Below are 23,055 nucleotides of genomic sequence, written 5' to 3' on the forward strand. Positions count from 1 at the left end.
TGTTAATTATTTTATCGATTTCAGGATATTCTGAGCTATCAAATGTCGGCGTCTTACCTGCATCTAATTGCTTGTTGTAATCTTTCGCGATGACGATAACAAACTTAGATAACATCAAGATGGCGATGATATTTACCAACGCCATGAGGCCCATTGATGCATCTGCCATGTTCCAAATCAGATTCGATTTAGCAACCGCACCAAACATAACCATAGCTAATACGACAACACGGAAGATCCAGACGATTACTTTTGAATCACGATTCAAGAATAAGATACTTGTTTCTGCATACGAGTAGTTAGCAATAATGGACGTAAATGCGAAGAACATGATTGCAATAGCAACAAATGTATTACCCCAATCGCCCACATGAGATGATAAGGCATGCTGTGTTAATTCGATACCACCAACACCACCGGTATCACCAAGATCAGACAATAGAATAATCGATGCTGTCGCCGTACAGATAACGATAGTATCAATGAACACACCTAACATCTGTACATAACCTTGTGATGCAGGGTGGTTAGGGAATGGCGCTGCACTTGCCGCCGCATTCGGCGCACTACCCATACCCGCTTCATTCGAGAATAAGCCACGTTTAATACCTTGCATCATAGCAACACCAAGTGCGCCACCAGCAGCTTCATCTAAGCCGAATGCAGATTTAATGATTAACTCAAATACCGCTGGCAATTCTGAAATGTTCATTGCCACAACAACAAACGCAATCAGGATATAAGCCAATGCCATGAATGGCACGACGATCTCAGCAAATGCACCGATCACACGTAGACCACCAAAGATGATCACACTGGTGAATGCCACTATTACAATGCCAACAATCGTCTTGTCAAAACCAAACGCGTTATGCATAGAGTTAGCAATCGCATCAGACTGCACGGCATTAAACACTAAACCAAATGCAACGATTAGACAGATTGAAAATACAACCCCCATCCAACGACGGCCTAAGCCTTTTTCCATGTAATAAGCGGGACCACCACGGAAGTTGCCATCAGCATCTTTAGTTTTAAATAATTGCGCTAATGAACTTTCGGCAAAGCTAGTTGCCATACCGATAACTGCGATTAACCACATCCAGAATACCGCACCAGGGCCACCAGCAGTAATTGCAACAGCAACACCAGCAAGGTTACCTGTACCAACACGCGCAGCTAAACTTGTACACAACGCTTGAAATGATGATACACCTTCATTGCTGCTTTTACGGCTACCAGCAAGAACAGAGAACATATGAGTAAAGTGGCGGAACTGGATAAAACCTAATTTAACGGTAAAATACAAACCCGTGCCGATAAGTAAATAAATCAGTACAGAGCCCCACAACAAGCCATTTATAAAGTCGATAACTTCCGTCATACTTTCCCTTCCAAACTATTATTAAAATCTATAGATAGTAGTACAAATAACACCACCAGCTAAACATGGCGCGGAATATAACACAAAAAACCACTAAATTACTAATAAACAGGCTTTAAAATTATCGAACTCGCAATCCCCCCTCCCTAATGTGGTATATGTTTTTAAAATATATCACAGCACTATTTTCATAAAATATTTCATATCTATCCAACTTTAGGTCTTTTCCGTGAACTAGCACTCAAATACACACTAAATATGATCATGGGCAATAAAAAAAATGCTATAGAAGGTAGGTAACTATCATTACAAAGGTGATCCCATGGAAGGAATAAATCAAGTGTCGATAGAAAATACAAAAAAACCAACAAAATCGGTATCTAAACTTAAATGGCGTGAAATTGAAGCTATTAAGGATAAATTACTCTTGGAAAAAGAAATGGATGGTTATGACGATCCATTAAGTTACTACACGGATCTTATTGCTTAACAAAAAAGCCGCATTTAAATGCGGCTTTTTTAATATGACTTTTTATACTATTTGTTATGCCACTGTAACGACAATTTGCTTATTATACTAAACAAAGCTCTTCATCTACTTCATGCATAAATCCAGCTTCAATAATACGCAGCTTAAGTCGAGCATAAACGTCATTAAACATGGTCAGAGTTTGCACATCTTGTGTATCGCCATTTTTCCACAAATGTTCAATATGACACCAATCATCAGGGGTGAATTTGTCAGCCATTAGCGGCATCACCACATCCGTCTCATATTGAATATGAGAGCGCTGTTTATCAACAAAGCCTCTTAATTGCACCGCCAGTTCATCAAATGGCATCACAGAGTCAAGCTGGATCATATTTAAAGAATGTGAAAGTTCACGACTCAGAAAGTTTAAACTTTGATGTTCGCTTGCTAAGCGATTCGGCATATCAGCATCTTCAACATAATGCTCGAGGTAATACGCATAGATCAGGTCTTCTTTCGGGTGATGGTAACGATCAATGTAATTGCGTAAATAATTAACAATATCATCCATTAATTTAAAATTAACACCCTGCTGTTCAGATTCGAGTTCAGCTAGCTGCTCAGTTAGTACATTTAACAGTAACTCTACTTGTTCATGATCTTTGGTAATGAGAGATAACATATAAACTCCAATTTGAAATTATCTCTTACCACTTTATACCTATATAGTATTAGTTACTTTGATCGGGTTCACTTTTTATCTATAAAGTTATAATAAGGTTGGCGTCGTTATTGTCGGCTATTTAAAAATTATATCAGCGTATCAAGCGAACTCACTTGCCAGTTGATCGGTTTTTGCTGGCGCGCTTGCAAGCGCGCATTAATACCTGAAAAATGCTGACAACCAAAAAAGCCACGACTAGCAGACAGTGGCGATGGATGCACACCTTCTAGAACATAATGACGACTACGATCAATATGACGGCCTTTCTTCTTGGCATGATTGCCCCATAACACAAAAATAATCTCTTCATTTTGCTGGTTTAATAACTCAACCACATGATCAGTAAATAACTCCCAGCCCGATTTGGCATGTGAATGTGCTTTCGCTTGCTCTACAGTTAACACGGTATTTAACATTAAAATACCTTGTTGTGCCCACTCGACCAAGTAACCGTGATCAGGCGTTGTAAAACCATTAATATCAGAACTCAGTTCTTTATACATATTACGTAATGAAGGTGGGATCTTAATTCCTGGTAATACTGAAAAACATAAACCATGCGCTTGCTCTGGTCCATGGTAAGGATCTTGCCCTAAGATCACCACCTTGACATCTTTTAAAGGGGTTAATGAAAATGCTTGAAATACATCGTCTTGCTTAGGATATATCACTTTGCCCTGCGCTTTTTCTGCAGTGATAAACTTGTCTAACTCTAAATAATACGGTTGTTGCTGTTCGTGCAACAAAAATTCGGCCCAAGTTTTCATTGATGTTCCCCAAAGATTAGCATTGCTAAAAAGTTAATTTTATCGTAAAAAGCCCCCTTTAAAACTGTTTTGTCGTGAAATAGACTAAAAACGATAAATACCCAACGTTATGGAACAAAAAATGACTAAGTTTATTGGTGCACACGTATCTGCAGCCGGTGGGGTTTGGAATGCCCCTAAAAATGCCCATGATTTAGGTGCTACTGCATTTGCTCTATTTACTAAAAACCAGCGTCGTTGGGATGCAAAAGCGCTAAGCCCCGATGATATTCGTAAATTTAAAGCCAATTGCAAACGCTACAATTTTACCTCCGCACAAATTTTACCCCACGATTCGTACTTAATTAACCTGGGTCACCCAGAAGCGGAAGCATTAGAAAAATCACGCAATGCCTTTTATGACGAAATGTACCGCTGCGAACAGCTAGGCTTAACCTTGCTTAACTTCCACCCTGGCAGCCACTTAAAAAAGATATCGGAATCAGAAAGTTTAAAGCGAGTCGCCGAGTCAATTAACCTAGCACTGGAAAAATCAACCTCAGTAAAAGCGGTGATTGAAAACACCGCAGGTCAAGGTACAAACTTGGGTTACCGTTTTGAACATCTCGCGGAAATAATTGAGCAGGTTGAAGATAAGAGCCGTGTGGGGGTGTGTATTGATACTTGCCATACCTTTGTCGCAGGCTATGACTTACGTACTGTTGCCGCTTGTGAAAAAACTTTTCATGATTTTGACACCATTGTCGGTTTTGAGTACCTCGCCGGTATGCACATTAATGACAGTAAAGTTGAGCTTGGCTCGAAAGTTGATCGCCATCACAGCTTAGGCCAAGGTTTCATTGGTGAAGAAGCCTTTAAATTTATCATGCAGGATGAACGCTTTAATGGTATACCTATGGTATTAGAGACAATAGATGATACTATTTGGACTAATGAAATTGCTTGGTTACAGCAGTTAGCCGCAAATAAATAAGATATAGTAATACAAATTATATCAATTGTTGGAAAGCCCAAACACGCGGAGCCGAGTTTGGGTATCAAAAGGATTATCAACGAGGATTGTTGATAAAAAATAGGGATGTAATTTGAAATACTCAATAGAGCTAGTACCCCGTTCGTGGGAAAACTTAAATGCAGAAGTCGAAGAAGTTAGCCAGTTTGATCAAATAAATACGCTAAATATTCCAGACTTACTTCGCTTTGATGTTCGTAGCTGGGATGCCTGCGATCATCTCCAAGATAAATTTGATGAAGTGATCCCACACCTGCGTGCAATCGATTTTGACCTAAAAAACGGTTTTCCATTAACCGATTTTTTCCGTCATAGTAAGATCAATTCAGTACTTGTTGTCGAAGGTGATCCACCGCAGGATATTTCACATCGCACCTACCGCAATACCTCATGTGAACTCATTCGTATTATCAAAAAAGAACTGCCATATATGAAAGTTTACGCTGCTATTGATCAATATCGAACCAGTATGCGTAAAGAACTCGATTATATTCACGATAAAATCGATGCCGGTGTTGATGGGTTTTTCACCCAGCCATTTTTTGATTTGAAGTTTCTCGATGTATACATGGATATGTTACAGGGAACTGAAGTATTCTGGGGGATGAGTCCGATCCACAGCGAAACCAGTAAATCATACTGGGAAAATAAGAATGATGTTGTTTTTCCAAGTGATTTTGAAGCAACGAAGGAATGGAATATTAATTTTGGCCGAGCAATGATCAAAAAAGTACAAGCCAAAAATGATAATGTCTACTTTATGCCGATTAGAGCCAACGCAAATGAATACCTTAGTAGACTCCTCGCTGAAGACTAAAGTTAGTATATAACGAACAATAAGACTTTAATAAAAAACCACTTAACTCATGCTTAAGTGGTTTGTTTTTTATCTTCTAATTCCGCAATTAAAGCATCTAGCTTATTATTCAACTGCGTAATTTTATCCCCCTCAAACCCCGTTAGTTTAGTATATGTCCGCTGAATTAATTTTTCTAACCCATGTAATGAAATATGCTCAGCCGTCGCATGTAGTTTAAATGTGCTATCTACTTTTTCACCTTGGCGTAACAAATCTTCAAAAATCATTGACGACTTTTCCCCCGCGGTATTAAGTTCATCAATACTATGGCTGTACGCACCGAGTCCAGCTAACCAGATTTGTCGCACAAAGTTCATTTTTGCCGCTAGACTAACTTCAACAACGGCAGTATTACTATCGGTGTCACAAGTAGAGTCAATATCGATGTCACAAGTAGACTCAATATCGGGGTTATAGATATCATTAATAGCCGCAAAGTTATCAATTAATACATTCTTATTAACAAGATCATGTGTTGAATTACTGTGTTTATTATGACGCATTATGCAATCTTATCTGTGATACTAGGAACTCTTAAGCATAGATGTAATCGCCACAAATGAGTGTCAAAATTGCCGCATTGTGATCTTGATAACAAAAGAAACTCAGCATCAAAAGTAATAGCAGATCGTATGCATAAACCATGCAAGCGCCCATTAATCAACTCATAGTTAGAAATTGTCTGATATGTTTTGATATATCATTGATTTGTTGCGGCGTAACCGTATGCTCAGCAGGATAACGACTGTAGTTAGGTGTATAACCGAGTGCTTCTAAATGCTTCATTGCGTCTAAACCTAGCGATTCTGCAACAATAGGGTCAGCACTACCATGATATACGTGGATAGGTAACGCGAGGTTATGTTTATGTGGCTCCACTGTCTTATGTGTAGCAAAATAACTAGACATCACCATCAAGCCAGCCAGTGGTGCCGCGAAGGTCAACGCACTTTGATAAGCAACTGCACCACCTTGTGAAAAACCAGCCACAATAATACGCGAACTATCAATACCACGGTCGATCTCTCGCTGGATCAAGCGCTGTACTTGCGCAACACTGGCCATTAAGCCTGGCATATCTATTTTTCGTTCCAGCGTCATTTCTAAAATGTCATACCATGCAGGCATTTTGTAACCGTTATTAATCGTTACCTTTATCTCTGGTGCATGTGGAAAAATATAACGAACTTGGTGTTCTTTCGGTAGTACGATCATTGGCACAATAGGCGCAAAATCATGACCATTAGCACCCAATCCATGTAGCCAGATAACACTCGCATTCGCAGCTTGCTTTGGTTCAATTTCAACACACGATAAATAAGTCATTACGTTTCCCTAAAATAAGTCACCCTTAGCAAACATGTTATCGTATAAATTCACAACGAAACAACGATAACCATGTTAACTGACAATAAAGTGGTTATAATAGCGAAGTTATCTTTATTTATGGTGAGTTATTTAATGAGAATTTGTAGTGTTGAACTAGCAGGCAATGAAGTAAATCTATGTTTCCTATCTTTAAAAGAAGGAATGTTTGAACTTATTGAATGTCGTAAAAGAAAAATTACCTTAGCAAGTTCAACTGAAGCGTATCAAATGCGTCAGTTTCATAAAGAATTTGCCCAGCTAATGACAGATTATAAAATTGAACATGTTGTGATCAAAGAACGACTAACCAAAGGCAAGTTTAGCGGTAGTTCAACCAGCTTTAAAGCTGAAGCAGCGATCCAACTGGTAATGAATGTTGAAGTGAGCATGGTTTCACAAACGTTCTACAAACAGCTACTACAAGATCACCCAATCTTTGTTGATTTTGCTGAAACCGGTCTGAAAAAATTCCAACAGAATGCATTCACACTCGGTTGCCTATTCTTAAATGAAAAAGCAGCAAATAATAGTCTTTAATCTCAGGTTAATAGCTAAATTATAATATGGCGAGCAGACTAAACTTTTTTAGCCTGCTCTATTCTACCGACCATAACAGACATCGTTAGGCAATAAATAGCTCAGGTTGGAGCAATTTAATTTTATCGACAATCTCTGCAGGTACCGGCATTTTCTTATGCGCGCGATAATCCACAAACACGATCACGCCTTCTCCTTCCGCAACAACCCGTTGTAAAGTATTACTCCAAACCGCATACTTCATGATTAGCTTATGTGCAGCAAACTCAGACACTGTCGCACCAATTTGGATAGTATCCGGTGATTTTAACGGCGCTTTAAAACGGCAATTTGTCGCGGCCAAAATAGGGCCAATACCATGTGTTTGCATGTATTCCATTGCTTGTATTTGTTCAAAATAACCAATTCGTGCTTGCTCAAAGTAGCGAAAATACACGGTGTTATTAACATGACCAAATGCATCCATGTCGCCCCAACGTACAATATCATCAACAATAATGGGATACTGCTGTTTAAATTTATCTATCATATTCATTCCTTAAATGTACTCAAGATGCTAAATCAGCGGCCCAAATCTCGCAACGATAGGGTTATGGTCCGATGCATCCGTCGCATAAGATGAGGCACTTAACTGTCGCATACCTCTAAAATAAATATCATCAAGCGGATTACCAAATGCCGATTTACGCGCGTCATTTTTATAAACCAATTTCTGCAGCTCAACACTGGTCGTCATGTCATGCAACAGGTTTAAACGCTTATTGGTCCAAGTATTAAAATCACCGGCCATGATCACGGGACCATCATGCTGACGGATCACTGCAATAACGCTTTCTAGTTGTTGATTAAACTCATCGACACCTAAGGTAAAGTTAATCATGTGCATATTTGCAACCAGTAAAGATTCATCACTGCCAGCCCAAGGGTAGTAGCTAATCAATGATGATTTAGGAAAGCGTAACCAAGGCTCTGTTATTGTTTGCTTACAGACAGATGTAGGGGCAACACGGCTGGCCGTTAACACGCCCATGGATTGATCATAAACACTAAATGCTTCGACTTGTGTCCAACTCAACGCGTGTTGTTGCATTAATTGCTGTAATAAAAAGCTCAATTTAGCTTCTTGTAACACAATTAAATCATTTTGTTCAATTAACGACGTCAGTTCACCACGCCAGTTATCCTCTTCTTGCTTATAAATATTCCAATCTGCAATGCTGAATTCTACCGGTAATTCGTCATTAGTCACTGCGGTATTGTTTATAAATACCGGGCATGTGGCCATCGTGTCCGAGGTAAAAAAGCCTTGTTCACTAGGCGCAGATACCACGCCAGCAACGTCCCACGAAGAATTTAATTTAGGGGTCTCGGCAATATCAAAACAGCCCGACAAAGAAAAGGCCAGCGTAGAAATAATAGCCATGCGAGAAAAGGAATAATTCATATTAAAGTCACGTAATCAAAATATGCTTTATTATACGTAATAAAATAGGATTAACTCAAAACTAATCGAGTAAATAAACATTATTATCTAAATTAAAGCCGATTAATTGGCGAGTTCGCCGTTAATGAATACTCACTAACGGCAATCAACCAACGGTTATACTGGCAATTACGCTAATAGTCCCAACATCGAAAGTACTTGGAAACTGACAACGCAAACAGCAAATATAAGTACGACAGCCATACGAGCATGCCCACCAACAACAAGAAAATCATTGCTAGGTAAATGCTTACGAGCTTGAAATGCCAAAGCGACAGGTGTGAATAAGGCGAATACTGCTGCAGCAAAACCCGCATAACCAATGGCATAGATAAAGCCATTCGGAAACAATACCCCACCAATCATTGGCGGTACAAAGGTCACTAATGCGGTTTTACTGCGACCTGATAAAGTGTCATCAAGTTTGAGTAAATCAGTTAAGAAATCAAACAAACCTAATGCCACCCCCAAGAATGATGTCGCAACAGCAAAGTTAGCAAATAACTGTAAGGTTACGGCTAGGGTCGCACCAGATCCTGCAGATTCTAATGCCGAAACTAACGCGCCCATATTACCGCCTTGTGCAATAACATTCGCAAAGCCGTCACGACCAATAACGGTAAAGCTTGCTAATAACCAAATCAAATAGATCGCAAGCGCTAACAAGCTACCATAGCGAATGGAATTAACGACTTTAGAACTGTTTTTATTATAATATTTAACCAAGCTGGGGATATTAGAATGAAAACCAAAGCACACCATTAACGACGGTATTGCCGCCCAACTATAAGGCAAACGTTCGGTCATTTCAGCAAACGGCTGTAATAGCGAAAAGTGGGCTCCACTCAATAAGCTGTAAATGGCAATACTAAACGTGATCACCATGCCACCTAACATCGCAGACGTAAAACGGTCCACAGCTTTAGTGCTAAAGCTAACAATCAGACCAAGCAGCACAGCAAAAACAAAACTGGCAACAGACTGCTCAAGCTCAATACCCAAACTAGATTGCAAGCTGTGCCCCAACATTGAGCCACCACCTGAAATGTAGGCATAAACCAAAATATAACTCACGAACAACACAGATAAACCATTTAGCATGCGCAATGACGTTGGTAATAATGCTTTAGTCATTGAATCAAAATTAACGCCATGTTTGAATTTTTGATTCGCTTCAAGCAGGTACAATGCAGAACTGTACATGCAATACCAAGATACACATAAGAACAATACCGCCCAACCAAACCACATATTTGAGGTTAATACGGGTAAAGAAAACATCCCAGCACCAATACTGGTCCCCGTAATAATAAATATACCACCAAGTGAAGATGGTTCTGCTTCCTGATTTGCTGTCATAACGTCCGACATATACCTACTTCCTAATTAGTAATGTTTGTAATAAATTTTTTTCTTTATCACTCATCGATTTCAAATTATTTGAACCGCGAGTAATAGTGGCAATACTAATGCCGTGTATTTTAGCTATTTCACGCTGTGATTTCTCAGCCAGTAACAGTTCTTTATAAACCAACGTTCGTGCATTAACAGCGTTTAGCTCTTCAGCTGAAAACAACAAGGGTAGAATTAGAGATATATCATCCTCACAGGGTATATTTCGGAGTAATTCATTGATCATAACCAAACAAACCTTACTATTAGACTGTAATGGTGTAATGGTACAGTATTACACGCCTAACCATCAAGTTTAATTTTATATATCTCAATAATTAGTGTTACATAATATAATCAACAATTTATCAAATAAATTGCACGAATTTACACCTAGAGATACAATATCCAATAATATTTTATTCTTATATAAATAGATGAATTTATCTAGGTACACGAATAATTTAGTGATCCATACCTGCGATTAAAATTCGATTGTTTATCTGTTTTAGCTAAACAGGCATTTGAGCAACAATATAATAACTAACGCTTTAGTACCAAGGACAATAAATGTTTAAAAAAGAAGGTTTTGGCACTAAATTACGTCAGACTCGCAAAGATCATAAACTATCTCAGTTTGACTTCGTATCGCAGTTGGCTAATTCACATAAAGAGTTTGCCGCTCTTTCACAGACCACATTGTCTCTCTGGGAAAATGGTAAACGTGAACCTTCTTTTTTACGCCGTATCGCTATCGCTCGTTTTTTTGCTGAGGGCTATGAAATGAGTGAACAAGAAAAGAAATTTGTCAGTAAGACCAAAGCTACTGAAGTGGGTGCGAGACCGTCTTTCTACCCTGTTAGTATCACGGATATTGTTATTATTGATTATACTCACCTATCCCAAAAACAAGCCGATGTTGTAAGCCAAGGTCACGAACACTTTTATAGTGAACCACTAGCAGAAACAATGGCCGCATTTTCAGCGTCACATTATTCGGTCAGTTTACTAATGAATGAGAATGCCATTGTCGGCCACTACATTTCGAACAATGCTGGTTTGATCGTGTCTTTCTGCTTTATTGACAACAGTGTTGCCTTTAAAATGGTATTAGATTTAGATGGGAAATTTTCATCGGTTGTATTGCCAACTAGAACGCCAGCGATCGCATCATTCTTTCAAGATCTCCACTTTGAACCGTATCCAACTGTATCACGAATCAAGTTTTATAAAGGTAACTTAAAAGACCTTTACAAGAACCCGTTCTTTAAAGATTTACTCAATAACAACGCGGATTTAGTGCGTTTTAGTAAAGCGCAAAAAGGTTAGCTGCATAAGTTATTTTGAAGTAACTTTAATTACGATCACCACTAGATAATTTGTTATAACAAAAAGACCCAGCTAACTAATTAGCGGGGTCTTTTTGTATTTATCTAGATATTAATTCAGATTAAAATCCCATGTTCATTTGTGCAGATACGATCCAAGCAGTTGCTGTTGAAGTGAATGGTACATCAGAAAATCCAGCTACAGCACTTTCCTCTTCAAATTGGACTTCTTCACCTAGAATATAAGCAGCACCAAGATCAAAGCTCATCGTCTCACTTGCAGCATAGCTCATACCGGCTGAAATTTGATGACGACTTGTATCAGGCATTACTACAACTGCTTCACCAGCTTGCTCATCATAAGCATAACCCATACGTAATGTTACAGACTCAGATACATACGCGGTTGCGCCTACTGCATAACGCATGCTATCAGAGTAATGTAAATCTTTTTGGAAACAAACACCATCAGCGCCCATAAAACTGCAATCCGCACTTGCTGCTTTAAGCTCTTCTAATGCGCTCCACTGTGTCCACATAGCACTGTAGTGAACAGCAAAAGTATCGGTTAATTTGTGATAGCCAGCTAATTCAGCTATTGCAGGAAGGGTGATATCGACGTTACCAGTAACTGTATCACCTGTTGTTGGAGAAAAAACGCCACTACCCGTAAAATCGCCTTCAAAGCCCATGTCAACAGCTGAACGATAGGTTAATGCTAAAAGATTATTATCATTAATAGTAAATAATGTACCGATATTCCAACCATGACCAATTGCATTACCACCCATATCAAAAGCACTATCAATTGTTACAGGGCCCATTTCCATTGCAAAGCTTTTATCCATGTCGGCTTGACCGACAACTAAATCATAACCAGCACCAACACTTAAGAAATCATTGATTTTATAAGCAATATTAAAGCTACTATCGATAGTAATAATACTTGTCGTACCGCCAATATCGCCATAACTAAATTCATCACTAACTTCAGTGCCAGTCCCATAGTTAGAGAACATTGCAAAACCAACCGCTACTTTATCATTTACAGGTATAATCGCCGCAAAGCTTGGTACAAATTGATCTGGAGCATAATCTTCCTCAGTCACAGATACGGTCTCTTCTGTACAACGCCTAGAACACGTCGGGTCTTCATTACGAGTAAACGAATAATCTGTATTCACATCAGGGGCAATGAAAGCGAGTTGACTTGATACCGTAGTCTTATCAAACATCGTCATAGCCGCCGGGTTTTTAGTGAGTACTAAAGCAGTATCAGCGATTGCACCGTCACCTGCGTTAGCACGGCCCAGACCTGTGGCTGAATGTTCGCCAACTTGAAAACCAGCAGCAACTACAGTTGTAGAAGCAGTTGCGAATGCCAGCGCGATAGCTGAACTAAGAGTCGAAGTCACTTTCGAATTGCGTTTCATTACAAAGATCCTGTTGTTTTTATTGGGTATACAGTGGATGTTAAGGCATTGTGATAGAGGCTGATATTTCGTTTAGAAAAAATTGCCCCCAAACGATATATTTACTTATAAATAGAAGATTTTAGTTGAAGTTAACGAATTTTATCGACACGATCGCGACACAACAATTAGAGCTAAAGCTCCATTGTTGTATTTTAAATAATAAGAAAAATCCTACTAATTACAGCTACAACAGGTATAAAATTTACATATTTCAGTGCCAATGCACGAATGTGTTATTATAATGCCCTGTTTGTGATCCCATTCGACGATGAATCGCCTATGCGGTTAGTCGTGATGCGAAAATTCAACAATAAATTACAACTATCCCAAGTAAATAACGACAAGAGCCATTAATAATGATCAACCAAATGTCCGTCCTTCGTTCTACTATTCATCCTGACGTAACAGCCCCTCAAAATACTGACCAACGGATTGCTGCACGTGGCATCATTACCCAAGGCGAAGAGATCTTACTGATCTTCACCGCACGCTATCATGATTACAGCTTACCCGGTGGCGGTATGCATGAAGGTGAAGACATTGTTACCGCGTTAATTCGTGAAGTAGAAGAAGAAACAGGTGCTGAAAATATTCATAACGTAGTCCCTTACGGTTGTTATGAAGAAATGCGTCCTTGGTATAAAGGTGACTTTGACAGTATCCAAATGCTTTCTTACTGCTTTACTTGCGATGCCAACAAACAGCTAGGCTCACCAAGATTAGAAGAAAATGAAATAAAGAATGGTGTGAGTGCGATGTGGATCAATATCCATGAAGCGATTGCCCATAATCTTGAAGTAATAAAAAGTTATCCAAAAGCGGGTCTATCGATTAAACGCGAAACCTATCTGTTACAGAAAATAGCAAAAGATATCGTTATAAAATAGTGATTTGGCTTCATAAAATCGTTATATAATTATGATTATTCGGGCAGTGACCTTTATTGTATTCTTAACTTAAGGATACAATTCAATAAAGGTCTAACCTATGCAACCAGAATTTAAATCACAAATTGATATGCTACTGTACGGCCTCGATATTATGACAGGCCTATTCATCTTAGTACTCGGAGTTGGGGTAATCAGTGTTATCTACATGTATATAGTAGATAAAGCACAAACCAAACAAGCAATACGCCACAACTACCCCGTTATCGGCCGATTTAGATATTTATTTGAAAAACAAGGTGAATTTTTTCGCCAATACTTCTTTGCACAAGATCGTGAAGAAATGCCTTTTAACCGAGCTGAACGATCTTGGGTATACCGCGCAGCAAAAAATGTCGATAGAACCGTCGCGTTTGGATCCACGCGTAATCTCGATCAAGTTGGCACCATCATGTTCATGAATTGTGCTTTTCCCACGCTCACTGAAGATGCTATCCCGCCGCAAACGATCACCATTGGTCCTAACTGCGCTAAACCATACCTGACCAGCTCAATATTCAATATTTCGGGCATGAGTTACGGGGCGATTTCAAAACCAGCCGTATTAGCATTATCGCATGGCGCTAAAGAAGCGGGCTGCTGGTTGAATACTGGCGAAGGTGGGTTATCCCCTCATCACCTTGCTGGCGGTGCAGATCTGATCTATCAAATAGGCACAGCAAAATATGGTGTCCGTGATAATAATGGCCAGTTAAGTGATGAAAAACTGAAATCACTTGCTGAAATAGAACAAGTAAAAATGTTCGAGATCAAGTTAAGCCAAGGCGCTAAACCGGGTAAAGGCGGCATTTTACCTGGTAAAAAGGTCACACCAGAAATAGCCAAAATACGCGGTATACCGGTAGGTGAAGATTCTATTAGCCCAAATGCGCATCCTGAAATTAAAAATGTCGGTGATATTCTGGATATGGTCGAGCATATACGCCAAGTTACCGGAAAACCAGTCGGCTTTAAGTTTGTCCTTGGCCACAGCCAATGGATGGATGACTTATTAACCGAAGTTAATCAAAGAGGGGCAACCTCTGCACCGGACTTTATGACATTAGATAGCGCGGACGGCGGCACGGGCGCAGCACCACAACCCTTGATGGATTATGTCGGTTTACCGTTAAAAGAAAGCTTACCTTTATTAGTGAATATGCTGGAGAAACACCATTTACGAGAAAACGTTAAAATCATCGCATCAGGTAAATTAATTACCCCGTCAAAAGTAGCCTGGGCATTAGCGGTCGGCGCGGACTGTATTGTTTCAGCACGAGGTAATATGTTCGCACTGGGTTGCATCCAAGCTCTGCAATGCAATAAAAATACTTGCCCAACAGGCATCACCACTCACAACCCCAAACTACAGCAAGGACTCAATGTCACTGACAAGGCGCAGCGAGTCGCAAATTATAATAAATACATTCATTATGGCGTGGGCTTAATTGCCCATTCTTGCGGTGTCAACGAACCACGCAAACTACGTCGCGATCATGTGCGTATTGTCACTGAAAATGGGTTATCTATCGCACTTGATAAACTTTATCCTATCGAATAGATAGGTCAAATGCATGAGCCTAGATTTTCATTGTTAATACTTTAACCTAATCCGAAATCTAGGCGAAAATAACTCAAGCTATTGATTAATATTTCTAATTGTTAAGCGTATAACTGTACCCCTAGCAACCGATTTTAACGATCGTCAGGAAAGGAAATCAAAATGAAGTTATTAGTCAAACAAGACGTGGGAGATATACATAAAGATCACTTGAAAATTCTAGATAATGTGATTACTTTCTTACAACATAATATCAGCGATCTTGAATTCCTTCCGTTCAATCTAAGTGAAGAACAAGATGATTACAAACAAGCTTTTCAGCGACAAACAGGGATCATCTTCACACCCGCTAATTATCGTCATTATCGCTTACGCTTATTATCAGTAGTTGATGCATTGCTCTATATCCATACCTCATCAAATGACAGTGATGCGTATGAGCTTTCTTATAACCTAAGTTCAATTCACCCTAAACCAGTATTCTTTGCTGTGTGGCGAGGTGCGCCAATAAAAAGCCCGCTATTAAAAGAATTAGATCAAGATTATCCCGTCACTTATTGCCAATTCAGCCACCCAAGAGAATTACTTGAAGGTTTCAAGCACTTTCTTCGACAACACGGTGAGCAAGTCATAATGATAAACGCAGAAAAAGAACTGGTACCCTAAATTCAGATAATAAATACAATTTCGGGTTAATCCAAGCATAATTAATTTACGATAACATACACAATGGTGACTAAAGTGAAGATAACGACTTATACAGATTTTGGCATACGCACATTAATGTATTTATCCACCCTTCCAAAAGGACAGCGGTCAAGCTCAGCTGAGGTTGCGAATGTGTATGATGCATCACGAAACCATATTGCTAAAGTCATCGCACACCTATCTGCGCTCAATTATATCGAATCGTCACGAGGTAAAAATGGCGGCATATGGCTAGCAAAATCGCCATCTGAAATTAATATAGGCCAGCTTGTTAGAGCACTCGAGCATAACTTAAAAGGCATCGATGCCAATGCCAGTGATTGTGATATTGTGCCAACATCTCAATTAAGAAAAGTATTAGAAACGGGGATTGATGCTTTCTTACAAACCCTAGATCAATATTACCTAACCGATCTGCTTAATGACACATTTCAGTTCGAAGCACGCCCTTGTACAGAACAAGCAGGATGACATTAACATGGCTAAAATACCTTAGCCTATTTTCATCCGCTCTATTTCAAGTATTGAGTTGTCTACTATATACCTCAAAATCAATACCTCATTGTTGACAAAAATACACATCTGTTGCACTGTAAGCAGCAGTAAATTATACATCTAGTGAAGTTAAACCTAGAATATTTAACACTATTATTAAATAAAGGATCATTTGAAATGGCTTTCGACGTAAAAATCCAACTTAATAAAAAATTCTCAGTACCTGCAGATATCGATACCGTTTACAATCTTTTAGCTGATGTACCAGCGTCGACGAGTCACTTTCCTGACCTAGACAATCTAATCGAAGAAGCTGCAAATACTTTCCGCTGGGAAATGAAGAAAATTGGTCTAGGTCCAATTCAATTACAAACGATTTATGCATGTGAGTACATGAGTGATCCAGCTACGAAGTCTATTGTTTGGGAACCTCGCGATACCGCGAATAGTAGTGCAAAAGTATCAGGAAAATGGATCTTAACAGCAACAAGTTCCGGCTGTGACGTTAACTTATTGACCGATGCCCTGATTACAGTTCCACTACCTAGCCTTGCTGGTATTGGTTTAAAACCAGTTGTTAAAGTTGAATTCGAAACGCTAACAAATACATATATCAAAAATCTGTCTAGAGCATTAGCGAATGTAACTGCAACAGCATAGTTTTGTTTTTCATAAATAGATTAAAACGATCCCATAAACCTGAATTAGGATGCTAATTCAGGTTTATTTTACCTCCTAAATTCTAACGCCCTCAATATTTTAATCTACGTAAATTCCAATTGCCTTTAGAATAAAAAATAAACAAACCACAGTCCATCCATGCAGATATTGCAAAAAACGGCAATATACAGCACAGACTAAAAATATAAGCATTTAGCACTAAATTGAGGCTATCAACTGACATTTTTAACCAGTTGACGAACACATATAAGCGTTAACTAAATAAATAACATCCAATTTAGAGTTATCATCTAATTAAAGAGTTTATATCGGTGTTTTTAATATGTTATTAGTATGTACATAACTATATGTACACAACCCAGGATGGGAAAATGACAACAAGCACAACAATAGACAATCGCTGGTCTAGCGAATTTAAATACGTACTTGCAGCCGCAGGCGCAGCTGTAGGTTTAGGTAATCTTTGGAAGTTTCCTTATATTATGGGCGAAAATGGTGGTGGTGCATTCGTACTGGTATACTTATTTTGTATTCTACTAATCGGTATCCCTGTGATGATGGCAGAGGTTATGATTGGTAAACGAGCACGTACTTCACCAGCAAATGCATCAGCAACCATTGCCAAGGAATCAGGCGGTTCAAGTATTTGGTCTCTACTCGGTGCCTCAGGCGTTATCGCTGGCTCACTTATTCTAAGTTTTTATATCGTTATCGCAGGTTGGGCAGCTGCTTATATCTTCTTCGGTATGAGTGGTGACTTCCTCGCAACGGCTGGTTCTGAAATATCACACAAAGATGAAATTGGTGCGCTATTCACTGGTTTAATCACAGATACGACACAACTAATCATTTGGGCTTCAGTAACAATTATCGCGGCAATGTTAGTATTGATTCGTGGTGTGAATGCCGGTTTAGAAAAAGCCGTCACCTACCTAATGCCGTTACTGTTTATACTACTCACTATTATTATGGTTTATGCCGCAGCAACAGGTAACTTTGGCCAAGCAGCACAATTTATGTTTGCTCCTGACTTCTCTAAACTCTCAATTGATGGTGTGTTAACCGCACTGGGTCATGCATTCTTCACGTTAAGTTTATCATCAGGCATCATGATGGTTTACGGCGCATACATGCCTGAAGGTACTTCTATCGCGAAAACATCGATTTGGATCGCGATCATGGATACTGCGGTCGCACTTATTGCAGGTATGGCTATCTTCCCTATCGTATTTGCTAACGGTATGGAGCCTTCTGCTGGTCCAGGTCTACTATTCGTTTCATTACCTATCGCGTTTGGTCAAATGCCTCTTGGTTCATTGTTTGGTACGCTATTCTTCATTATGGTGACTTTTGCTGCATTCACATCTGTGATCGCATTACTTGAATCACCAGTTGCATACTTAAACGAACGTCTTGCTTTAAGTCGGGCGAAAGCAACCATTGTTGCAGGCTGTACTATTTGGGCATTATCACTACTAACGGTGTTCTCACTAAGTGGTGCGCCTTGGGCTCAGGATGTAGTTATGGGTCTAAACTTCTTCGATGCATTGGATAAACTCACCGCAAACATCATGCTACCACTTGCAGGTCTATTTACTGCGGTACTAGTCGGTTGGGTTGTTAATGAGAAAGTCACTCGTGAAGAGTTTGGTCTATCTGAAGTTGCTTATAAAGCGGTTATCTTCTGCTTACGCTACTTATCACCAGCAGCTATTGCAATTGTATTCTTGCAAGCAGTCGGTCTAATTAGCCTCTAATAACTAAAAAATAGACACTAAAAAGGCTTCAATTATGAAGCCTTTTTTATTACTAAAATTAAGTTATAGTCGATAATAGCTTAACTGAGATTAACCAAAAATAGCACGGATCAGTAACATAACTTCAGTTGCACTCTTGCCTTTTTCTACTTCGGTAATCATAGAGTCTCGCTTACCTTGTAAGTAAGAAGGTAAATCTGGTTCAGCTAATAAACGATCAACTGCTTCAGTCGCACTTTCTTTGGTACGCTTTTTACGTACGACACCCGTTGCACTAGTTCGACCGCCCGCAGAGCTGCGAGTTACCAAAGGTTTATTCTTTAATTTTAAATAATTCGATTTTCCGGCAAAGTCTTTGTCGACAAAAAAGAACAGGTCAAATAACACCACACGGTTATTCCATAACTCAAGTTCGGTAGTATCTTCCGGCTGTGCTGATTTAAACCAAGGCTGGCGATGGATAGCTTCAATCACATCGATCCAGTAACGAGAAAAGTCTGTGGTAGTTAATTTAACCAGACCAAAGCCTTGGCAAAGTGCGTCAACTTTGGCTGCTGTTAGCACCAAAAATACATCAGGTCGACGCATTGCTAATAAACGTGTCGCAACAAACAAACTAGCCTTGCCTTTATCTAAAGTAGCAAAAGCCGCTGTATAGCGTTTTACAAATTCTTTATAATCCGCTTCCGTTACTTCACCTTCCAACGGGATAGCAGATAATGCATCATCAAGTAGAGAAGGTGTATGTTGTAATAGCTCGTGAAAACCTTTTGAGCCACGTGTGCTACCAAATAATTCAACATCAAAATCAAACTTTGCAGGTTCGTGCGCAGACAAATGTTTACCTGCAAAAGCAAGACGCTCAAGCTCAGACATATCCGCTAACGTACTTATACGTAATGAACTAATGTAATTTAATAAACGCAGACGTTCCGCTAAAGCTTGGCGCTCGGCTTGGTCTAAGAAAAAGTTTTTCAGAAATGGCCAAGGTGTGATACGTGACGTTTTAACTTGACGGCACGTAATTGATTTCTCTAATAACTGCAGTAATTTTTGTAACGGTTTTACATGTTTCGCATCCAGTAATTCCATATTAATACCGTAACGCGCATAGTTGTATAATTCATTACACCAACCTAGAAAGTCTTCTGGTCGGTTCGTAACTTTAACAGCCATTAAATTCAGGCTAATTTCAGTAACATAATCTACGATTTGATCATACTGTACAGTTTCAACATCAGATAATCGCATGTCTTGCGGAGAAGTAATAAATTTTATCATTAAAGCGTCATTCCAGTCTAAATACTAAATACAATTGCTGTGACAGTAAGTATAGGCTTAAGGATTAATTTTTAAACCTATACTTAGCTAAATTTTAAAATGAATCACTTGATCCTGCTCGCAAAGTTAAAAATGGCTAATTTATATTCATTCCACAATAGAATACAGAAAATCGATTTAATAGTGATATTATCAAACTTCATCCCACTAACTAAGTTTACATAATGTCCGCCATCGATTTACAACTGCTCGCACTTTTTATTCCAACTTTTTTCTTCGTTTCAATTACCCCAGGTATGTGTATGACCTTAGCGATGACATTAGGCATGACAATTGGCGTAAAACGCAGTCTACATATGATGTGGGGAGAATTGTTAGGTGTGGGTTTAGTAGCTATTTTAGCGGTCATTGGCGTTGCCACTATAATGTTAAAATATCCAAATGCATTCTTAGCACTCAAATTTTTTGGTGGTAGTTATCTTCTTTATATTGGTATCCAAATGTGGCGTTCAAAAGGTAAATTAGCCATATCTGATAGCGTAAACTCTGAAAGCGCAATGAAGCCCATTCAATTAGCTAGCCAGGGGTTTGTGACGGCAATTGCGAATCCAAAAGGTTGGGTATTTATGATATCACTATTACCGCCATTCATTAATCCAACGCAGGCGTTAACACCGCAACTGTCAGTATTAGTGGCAATTATCCTGATGACTGAATTTAGTTGTTTATTAATGTATGCAAGTGGTGGACAAACCTTACGTCTATTTCTACAAAAAAGTAATAATGTACGCTTACTCAATAAGATTGCTGGCTCGCTGATGGTATTTGTTGGGATCTGGTTAGCTACCGGATAAAGTTCGTGCTAATCCCCAAAGAACATCGCTATTTAGTTAGTATAAATGCTGTTTAACTAAAAATAAGTTTCATTCCCGTATCAATAATTGGCATAATAAATCATCCCATTATTTATACGTTGCGAAGAGCATGATCAAAAACCTAGCTTCCACTCTAAAATCAAAACGCATTGCTGTTATCGGCGGCGGTATTGCAGGCAGCACCATCGCGCTACGTTTAGCTGGGTTAGACATCAAGGTCACCTTATTTGAAGAAGGTGTTAGCTTAGTCAATGGACCACCAGTGTGTCATTTACATGCTGGCGGTAACCTGTATCCAGACATCTCCGACGCGCAATGCCTGACGTTATTAGAACAGTCAATTGCGACCATGAAAATCTATCCTCATTGTATCAATAAGCGTCCGACCGTTATCGCGATTCCTCAGCGTGATGCCGGTAATATAGAAACATTATTACCGAGACTTGAACTGCTCACTCAACGTTACAAAACCTTAATTCAAGCCGATGAAAGTAATAAAGTACTTGGTGAACCTGATGATTATTATCAAATGTTTACCCGCGCTGACCTTGAGTCATTAAAAAATACAACACAACCACCAGAGATAACTAAATTCTCTGATTGGATGACCCCACTTGCTAAGACACTTGATCTCGATTCCGTTAAATACCCATTATTAATGGTTCAAGAGTACGGTTTGAGTTTATTCCGTATCGCAGCGAGCACAGAGCTTAGTCTAAACGCGTCGACATCTTGCAACTTACTGGTAAATAATGAAGTGATGAACGTCGCTTACAGTGCGAATAAGACTTGGTTAATCACCCATTCTGAAAATGGTAAGCAAACAATTACCGAAGTTGACTATTTAATTAATGCTTGTGGCTATAGAACCGGTGTTATTGATGACATGGCAGATACGCCAAAAGAGCGTATGGTTGAATTTAAGGCCGCTTATATTACTCATTGGCAACAAAGTGAACGCTGGCCAGAAGTTATCTTTCACGGTCAACGCGGTACACCAGAAGGTATGGCACAATTAACCCCCTACCCCGATGGCTATTTCCAATTGCACGGTATGACCGAAGAAATTACGTTATTTAAAAATGGGCTCGTTAAGACTACAGATGACAGTGCCCAACCGAAACTAGATAAAAGTTTTATTAATAAACTTGTACAGGGCTGGGATAAACAAGAATCCGATGAGCGAACTCAAAAAGCAATTAATCACATAAGCCACTTTATCCCTAGCTTTAACGCCGCAACAATCGCAGGTAGACCTTTATTTGGCGCACAACAAATACCAGGTAAGGATGTATCACTGCGCGCGTATGACGTCTCATTTGAAGGGCTTCAATATGCAAGAGCAGAAATAGTTAAAGCATCGTCAGCACTCTCCGTTGCAGATCAAATTATCCATAAGTTATTTGATTGTTCTTATACACAACTAAGCGATTGTAATAGCCAAAATGCTAACCTCGTCGCTTTATCTGAAAGTGATATAGATAAATTAGCATGTCGTATTGCTGCAGACCGAAATTACCCAACATCACTCGCTAAAATCTAAGTATTATAGGCGCTAAGGATGGCTGCCTACGCTCAACTGAATACGGCCGATTAGAACTGCCGAACAATCTATGCGGTAGTTTGCCACTGAATTTCAGACACAAAAAAGCCTCTTTCTCTAATAAATAGTTTTCGACTCAGGCTTTCGTTGTTTGCTGGTAAAGAGAAAGCGAACGGCTTTCTATAAACCACAACCCGCGGCACTCGGCGGACTGGCCGCTTGTCTTTTTATAAAGAATCTGGCCGACTGAACTACCACTCCCTACAATCTGTTTTTTGCATCTCTGAATTTCAGGCACAAAAAAAGCCTGAATCTTTCGATTCAGGCTTTCGTTGTTTGTTGGCGGAGCGGACGGGACTCGAACCCGCGACCCCCGGCGTGACAGGCCGGTATTCTAACCAACTGAACTACCGCTCCGCACAATCTG

The 23,055-nt window shown here is 39.3% G+C and carries 24 protein-coding genes and 1 tRNA gene; 13 read left to right on the forward strand and 12 right to left on the reverse strand.

Annotation, left to right across the window (positions count from 1 at the left end):
- Positions 1-1,384 (reverse strand): alanine/glycine:cation symporter family protein (locus tag QNK26_RS09120; protein ID WP_319222380.1); only part of this gene is annotated, 1,384 nt, incomplete at its 3' end.
- 322 nt (positions 1,385-1,706) lie between these two features.
- Here QNK26_RS09120 and QNK26_RS09125 point away from each other — a divergent pair.
- The gene (locus QNK26_RS09125; protein WP_319222381.1) at positions 1,707-1,874 is read left to right on the forward strand and encodes a DUF3545 family protein; all 168 of its coding nucleotides are present in this window, start codon (positions 1,707-1,709) and stop codon (positions 1,872-1,874) included.
- Between the two features lie 82 nt (positions 1,875-1,956).
- On the opposite strand, the gene QNK26_RS09130 is transcribed toward QNK26_RS09125, so the two are convergent.
- Both QNK26_RS09130 and ung read right to left on the reverse strand, forming a co-directional pair.
- Positions 1,957-2,538, reverse strand: a complete 582-nt coding sequence (locus QNK26_RS09130; RefSeq protein ID WP_319222382.1) for a hemerythrin domain-containing protein — start codon at positions 2,536-2,538, stop codon at positions 1,957-1,959.
- Between the two features lie 128 nt (positions 2,539-2,666).
- Complete coding sequence (ung, locus tag QNK26_RS09135; protein WP_319222383.1) at positions 2,667-3,347, reverse strand: uracil-DNA glycosylase; 681 nt, start codon at positions 3,345-3,347, stop codon at positions 2,667-2,669.
- A 121-nt stretch (positions 3,348-3,468) separates the two neighbouring features.
- On the opposite strand from ung, the gene nfo reads away from it, so the two are divergent.
- Both nfo and QNK26_RS09145 read left to right on the forward strand, forming a co-directional pair.
- A complete protein-coding gene (gene nfo / locus QNK26_RS09140; protein ID WP_319222384.1) occupies positions 3,469-4,320 on the forward strand; it encodes a deoxyribonuclease IV in 852 nt (283 codons plus the stop codon).
- 112 nt (positions 4,321-4,432) lie between these two features.
- Complete coding sequence (locus QNK26_RS09145) at positions 4,433-5,176, forward strand: methylenetetrahydrofolate reductase (RefSeq protein WP_319222386.1); 744 nt, start codon at positions 4,433-4,435, stop codon at positions 5,174-5,176.
- A gap of 53 nt (positions 5,177-5,229) precedes the next feature.
- On the opposite strand, the gene QNK26_RS09150 is transcribed toward QNK26_RS09145, so the two are convergent.
- Both QNK26_RS09150 and QNK26_RS09155 read right to left on the reverse strand, forming a co-directional pair.
- Positions 5,230-5,721 carry a hypothetical protein gene (locus QNK26_RS09150; protein ID WP_319222387.1) on the reverse strand — a complete coding sequence of 164 codons (492 nt, stop codon included), beginning with the start codon at positions 5,719-5,721 and terminating at the stop codon, positions 5,230-5,232.
- Positions 5,722-5,878: 157 nt separating this feature from the next.
- Complete coding sequence (locus QNK26_RS09155; protein ID WP_319222388.1) at positions 5,879-6,544, reverse strand: dienelactone hydrolase family protein; 666 nt, start codon at positions 6,542-6,544, stop codon at positions 5,879-5,881.
- A 135-nt stretch (positions 6,545-6,679) separates the two neighbouring features.
- Here QNK26_RS09155 and QNK26_RS09160 point away from each other — a divergent pair, with 135 nt between their 5' ends.
- A complete protein-coding gene (locus tag QNK26_RS09160; RefSeq protein ID WP_319222389.1) occupies positions 6,680-7,123 on the forward strand; it encodes a DUF3010 family protein in 444 nt (147 codons plus the stop codon).
- A gap of 85 nt (positions 7,124-7,208) precedes the next feature.
- Here the strand turns inward: QNK26_RS09160 and QNK26_RS09165 are convergent, their stop codons facing one another.
- From QNK26_RS09165 to trpR, 4 genes are all read right to left on the reverse strand, one after another.
- Positions 7,209-7,652 carry a thioesterase family protein gene (locus QNK26_RS09165; protein WP_319222391.1) on the reverse strand — a complete coding sequence of 148 codons (444 nt, stop codon included), beginning with the start codon at positions 7,650-7,652 and terminating at the stop codon, positions 7,209-7,211.
- A 27-nt stretch (positions 7,653-7,679) separates the two neighbouring features.
- Complete coding sequence (locus tag QNK26_RS09170; RefSeq protein ID WP_319222393.1) at positions 7,680-8,567, reverse strand: endonuclease/exonuclease/phosphatase family protein; 888 nt, start codon at positions 8,565-8,567, stop codon at positions 7,680-7,682.
- Between the two features lie 168 nt (positions 8,568-8,735).
- Positions 8,736-9,977 (reverse strand): aromatic amino acid transport family protein, encoded by a 1,242-nt coding sequence (locus QNK26_RS09175; RefSeq protein WP_319222394.1) that lies wholly within the window; start codon positions 9,975-9,977, stop codon positions 8,736-8,738.
- Positions 9,978-9,981: 4 nt separating this feature from the next.
- The gene (gene trpR, locus QNK26_RS09180) at positions 9,982-10,245 is read right to left on the reverse strand and encodes a trp operon repressor (protein ID WP_319222396.1); all 264 of its coding nucleotides are present in this window, start codon (positions 10,243-10,245) and stop codon (positions 9,982-9,984) included.
- 323 nt (positions 10,246-10,568) lie between these two features.
- On the opposite strand from trpR, the gene QNK26_RS09185 reads away from it, so the two are divergent.
- Positions 10,569-11,327, forward strand: coding sequence for a helix-turn-helix transcriptional regulator (locus QNK26_RS09185; RefSeq protein ID WP_319222398.1), 759 nt, complete (start codon positions 10,569-10,571; stop codon positions 11,325-11,327).
- A 121-nt stretch (positions 11,328-11,448) separates the two neighbouring features.
- On the opposite strand, the gene QNK26_RS09190 is transcribed toward QNK26_RS09185, so the two are convergent.
- Positions 11,449-12,759 carry an OmpP1/FadL family transporter gene (locus tag QNK26_RS09190; RefSeq protein ID WP_319222400.1) on the reverse strand — a complete coding sequence of 437 codons (1,311 nt, stop codon included), beginning with the start codon at positions 12,757-12,759 and terminating at the stop codon, positions 11,449-11,451.
- A 410-nt stretch (positions 12,760-13,169) separates the two neighbouring features.
- Here QNK26_RS09190 and QNK26_RS09195 point away from each other — a divergent pair, with 410 nt between their 5' ends.
- The 6 genes from QNK26_RS09195 (at position 13,170) to QNK26_RS09220 (ending at position 18,929) form a co-directional block, all read left to right on the forward strand.
- Entirely contained in the window at positions 13,170-13,688 is a 519-nt protein-coding gene (locus QNK26_RS09195; protein ID WP_319222401.1) for an NUDIX domain-containing protein, read from the forward strand.
- A gap of 100 nt (positions 13,689-13,788) precedes the next feature.
- Complete coding sequence (locus QNK26_RS09200; protein WP_319222402.1) at positions 13,789-15,288, forward strand: FMN-binding glutamate synthase family protein; 1,500 nt, start codon at positions 13,789-13,791, stop codon at positions 15,286-15,288.
- Positions 15,289-15,450: 162 nt separating this feature from the next.
- Positions 15,451-15,954 carry a hypothetical protein gene (locus QNK26_RS09205; protein WP_319222403.1) on the forward strand — a complete coding sequence of 168 codons (504 nt, stop codon included), beginning with the start codon at positions 15,451-15,453 and terminating at the stop codon, positions 15,952-15,954.
- Between the two features lie 63 nt (positions 15,955-16,017).
- Positions 16,018-16,467: an Rrf2 family transcriptional regulator gene (locus tag QNK26_RS09210; protein ID WP_319222404.1), complete on the forward strand. Its 450-nt coding sequence runs from the start codon at positions 16,018-16,020 to the stop codon at positions 16,465-16,467.
- A gap of 201 nt (positions 16,468-16,668) precedes the next feature.
- Complete coding sequence (locus QNK26_RS09215; RefSeq protein WP_319222405.1) at positions 16,669-17,151, forward strand: SRPBCC family protein; 483 nt, start codon at positions 16,669-16,671, stop codon at positions 17,149-17,151.
- Positions 17,152-17,543: 392 nt separating this feature from the next.
- Positions 17,544-18,929 (forward strand): sodium-dependent transporter, encoded by a 1,386-nt coding sequence (locus QNK26_RS09220; protein ID WP_319222406.1) that lies wholly within the window; start codon positions 17,544-17,546, stop codon positions 18,927-18,929.
- Positions 18,930-19,019: 90 nt separating this feature from the next.
- Here QNK26_RS09220 and QNK26_RS09225 read toward each other — a convergent pair whose 3' ends face one another.
- Complete coding sequence (locus QNK26_RS09225; protein ID WP_319222408.1) at positions 19,020-20,210, reverse strand: hypothetical protein; 1,191 nt, start codon at positions 20,208-20,210, stop codon at positions 19,020-19,022.
- A 224-nt stretch (positions 20,211-20,434) separates the two neighbouring features.
- Between QNK26_RS09225 and QNK26_RS09230 the strand changes: the two genes are divergently transcribed.
- Together QNK26_RS09230 and QNK26_RS09235 are read left to right on the forward strand one after the other, a co-directional pair.
- Positions 20,435-21,064, forward strand: a complete 630-nt coding sequence (locus QNK26_RS09230; protein ID WP_319222410.1) for a LysE family translocator — start codon at positions 20,435-20,437, stop codon at positions 21,062-21,064.
- A 130-nt stretch (positions 21,065-21,194) separates the two neighbouring features.
- Positions 21,195-22,628: an FAD-dependent oxidoreductase gene (locus QNK26_RS09235; RefSeq protein WP_319222411.1), complete on the forward strand. Its 1,434-nt coding sequence runs from the start codon at positions 21,195-21,197 to the stop codon at positions 22,626-22,628.
- A 340-nt stretch (positions 22,629-22,968) separates the two neighbouring features.
- Here the strand turns inward: QNK26_RS09235 and QNK26_RS09240 are convergent.
- Positions 22,969-23,045, reverse strand: a tRNA-Asp gene (locus QNK26_RS09240).
- Positions 23,046-23,055 lie beyond the last annotated feature (10 nt).

The sequence above is a fragment of the Moritella sp. genome (assembly GCF_033791185.1).
In the GTDB taxonomy this organism is placed as follows: Bacteria; Pseudomonadota; Gammaproteobacteria; order Enterobacterales; family Moritellaceae; genus Moritella.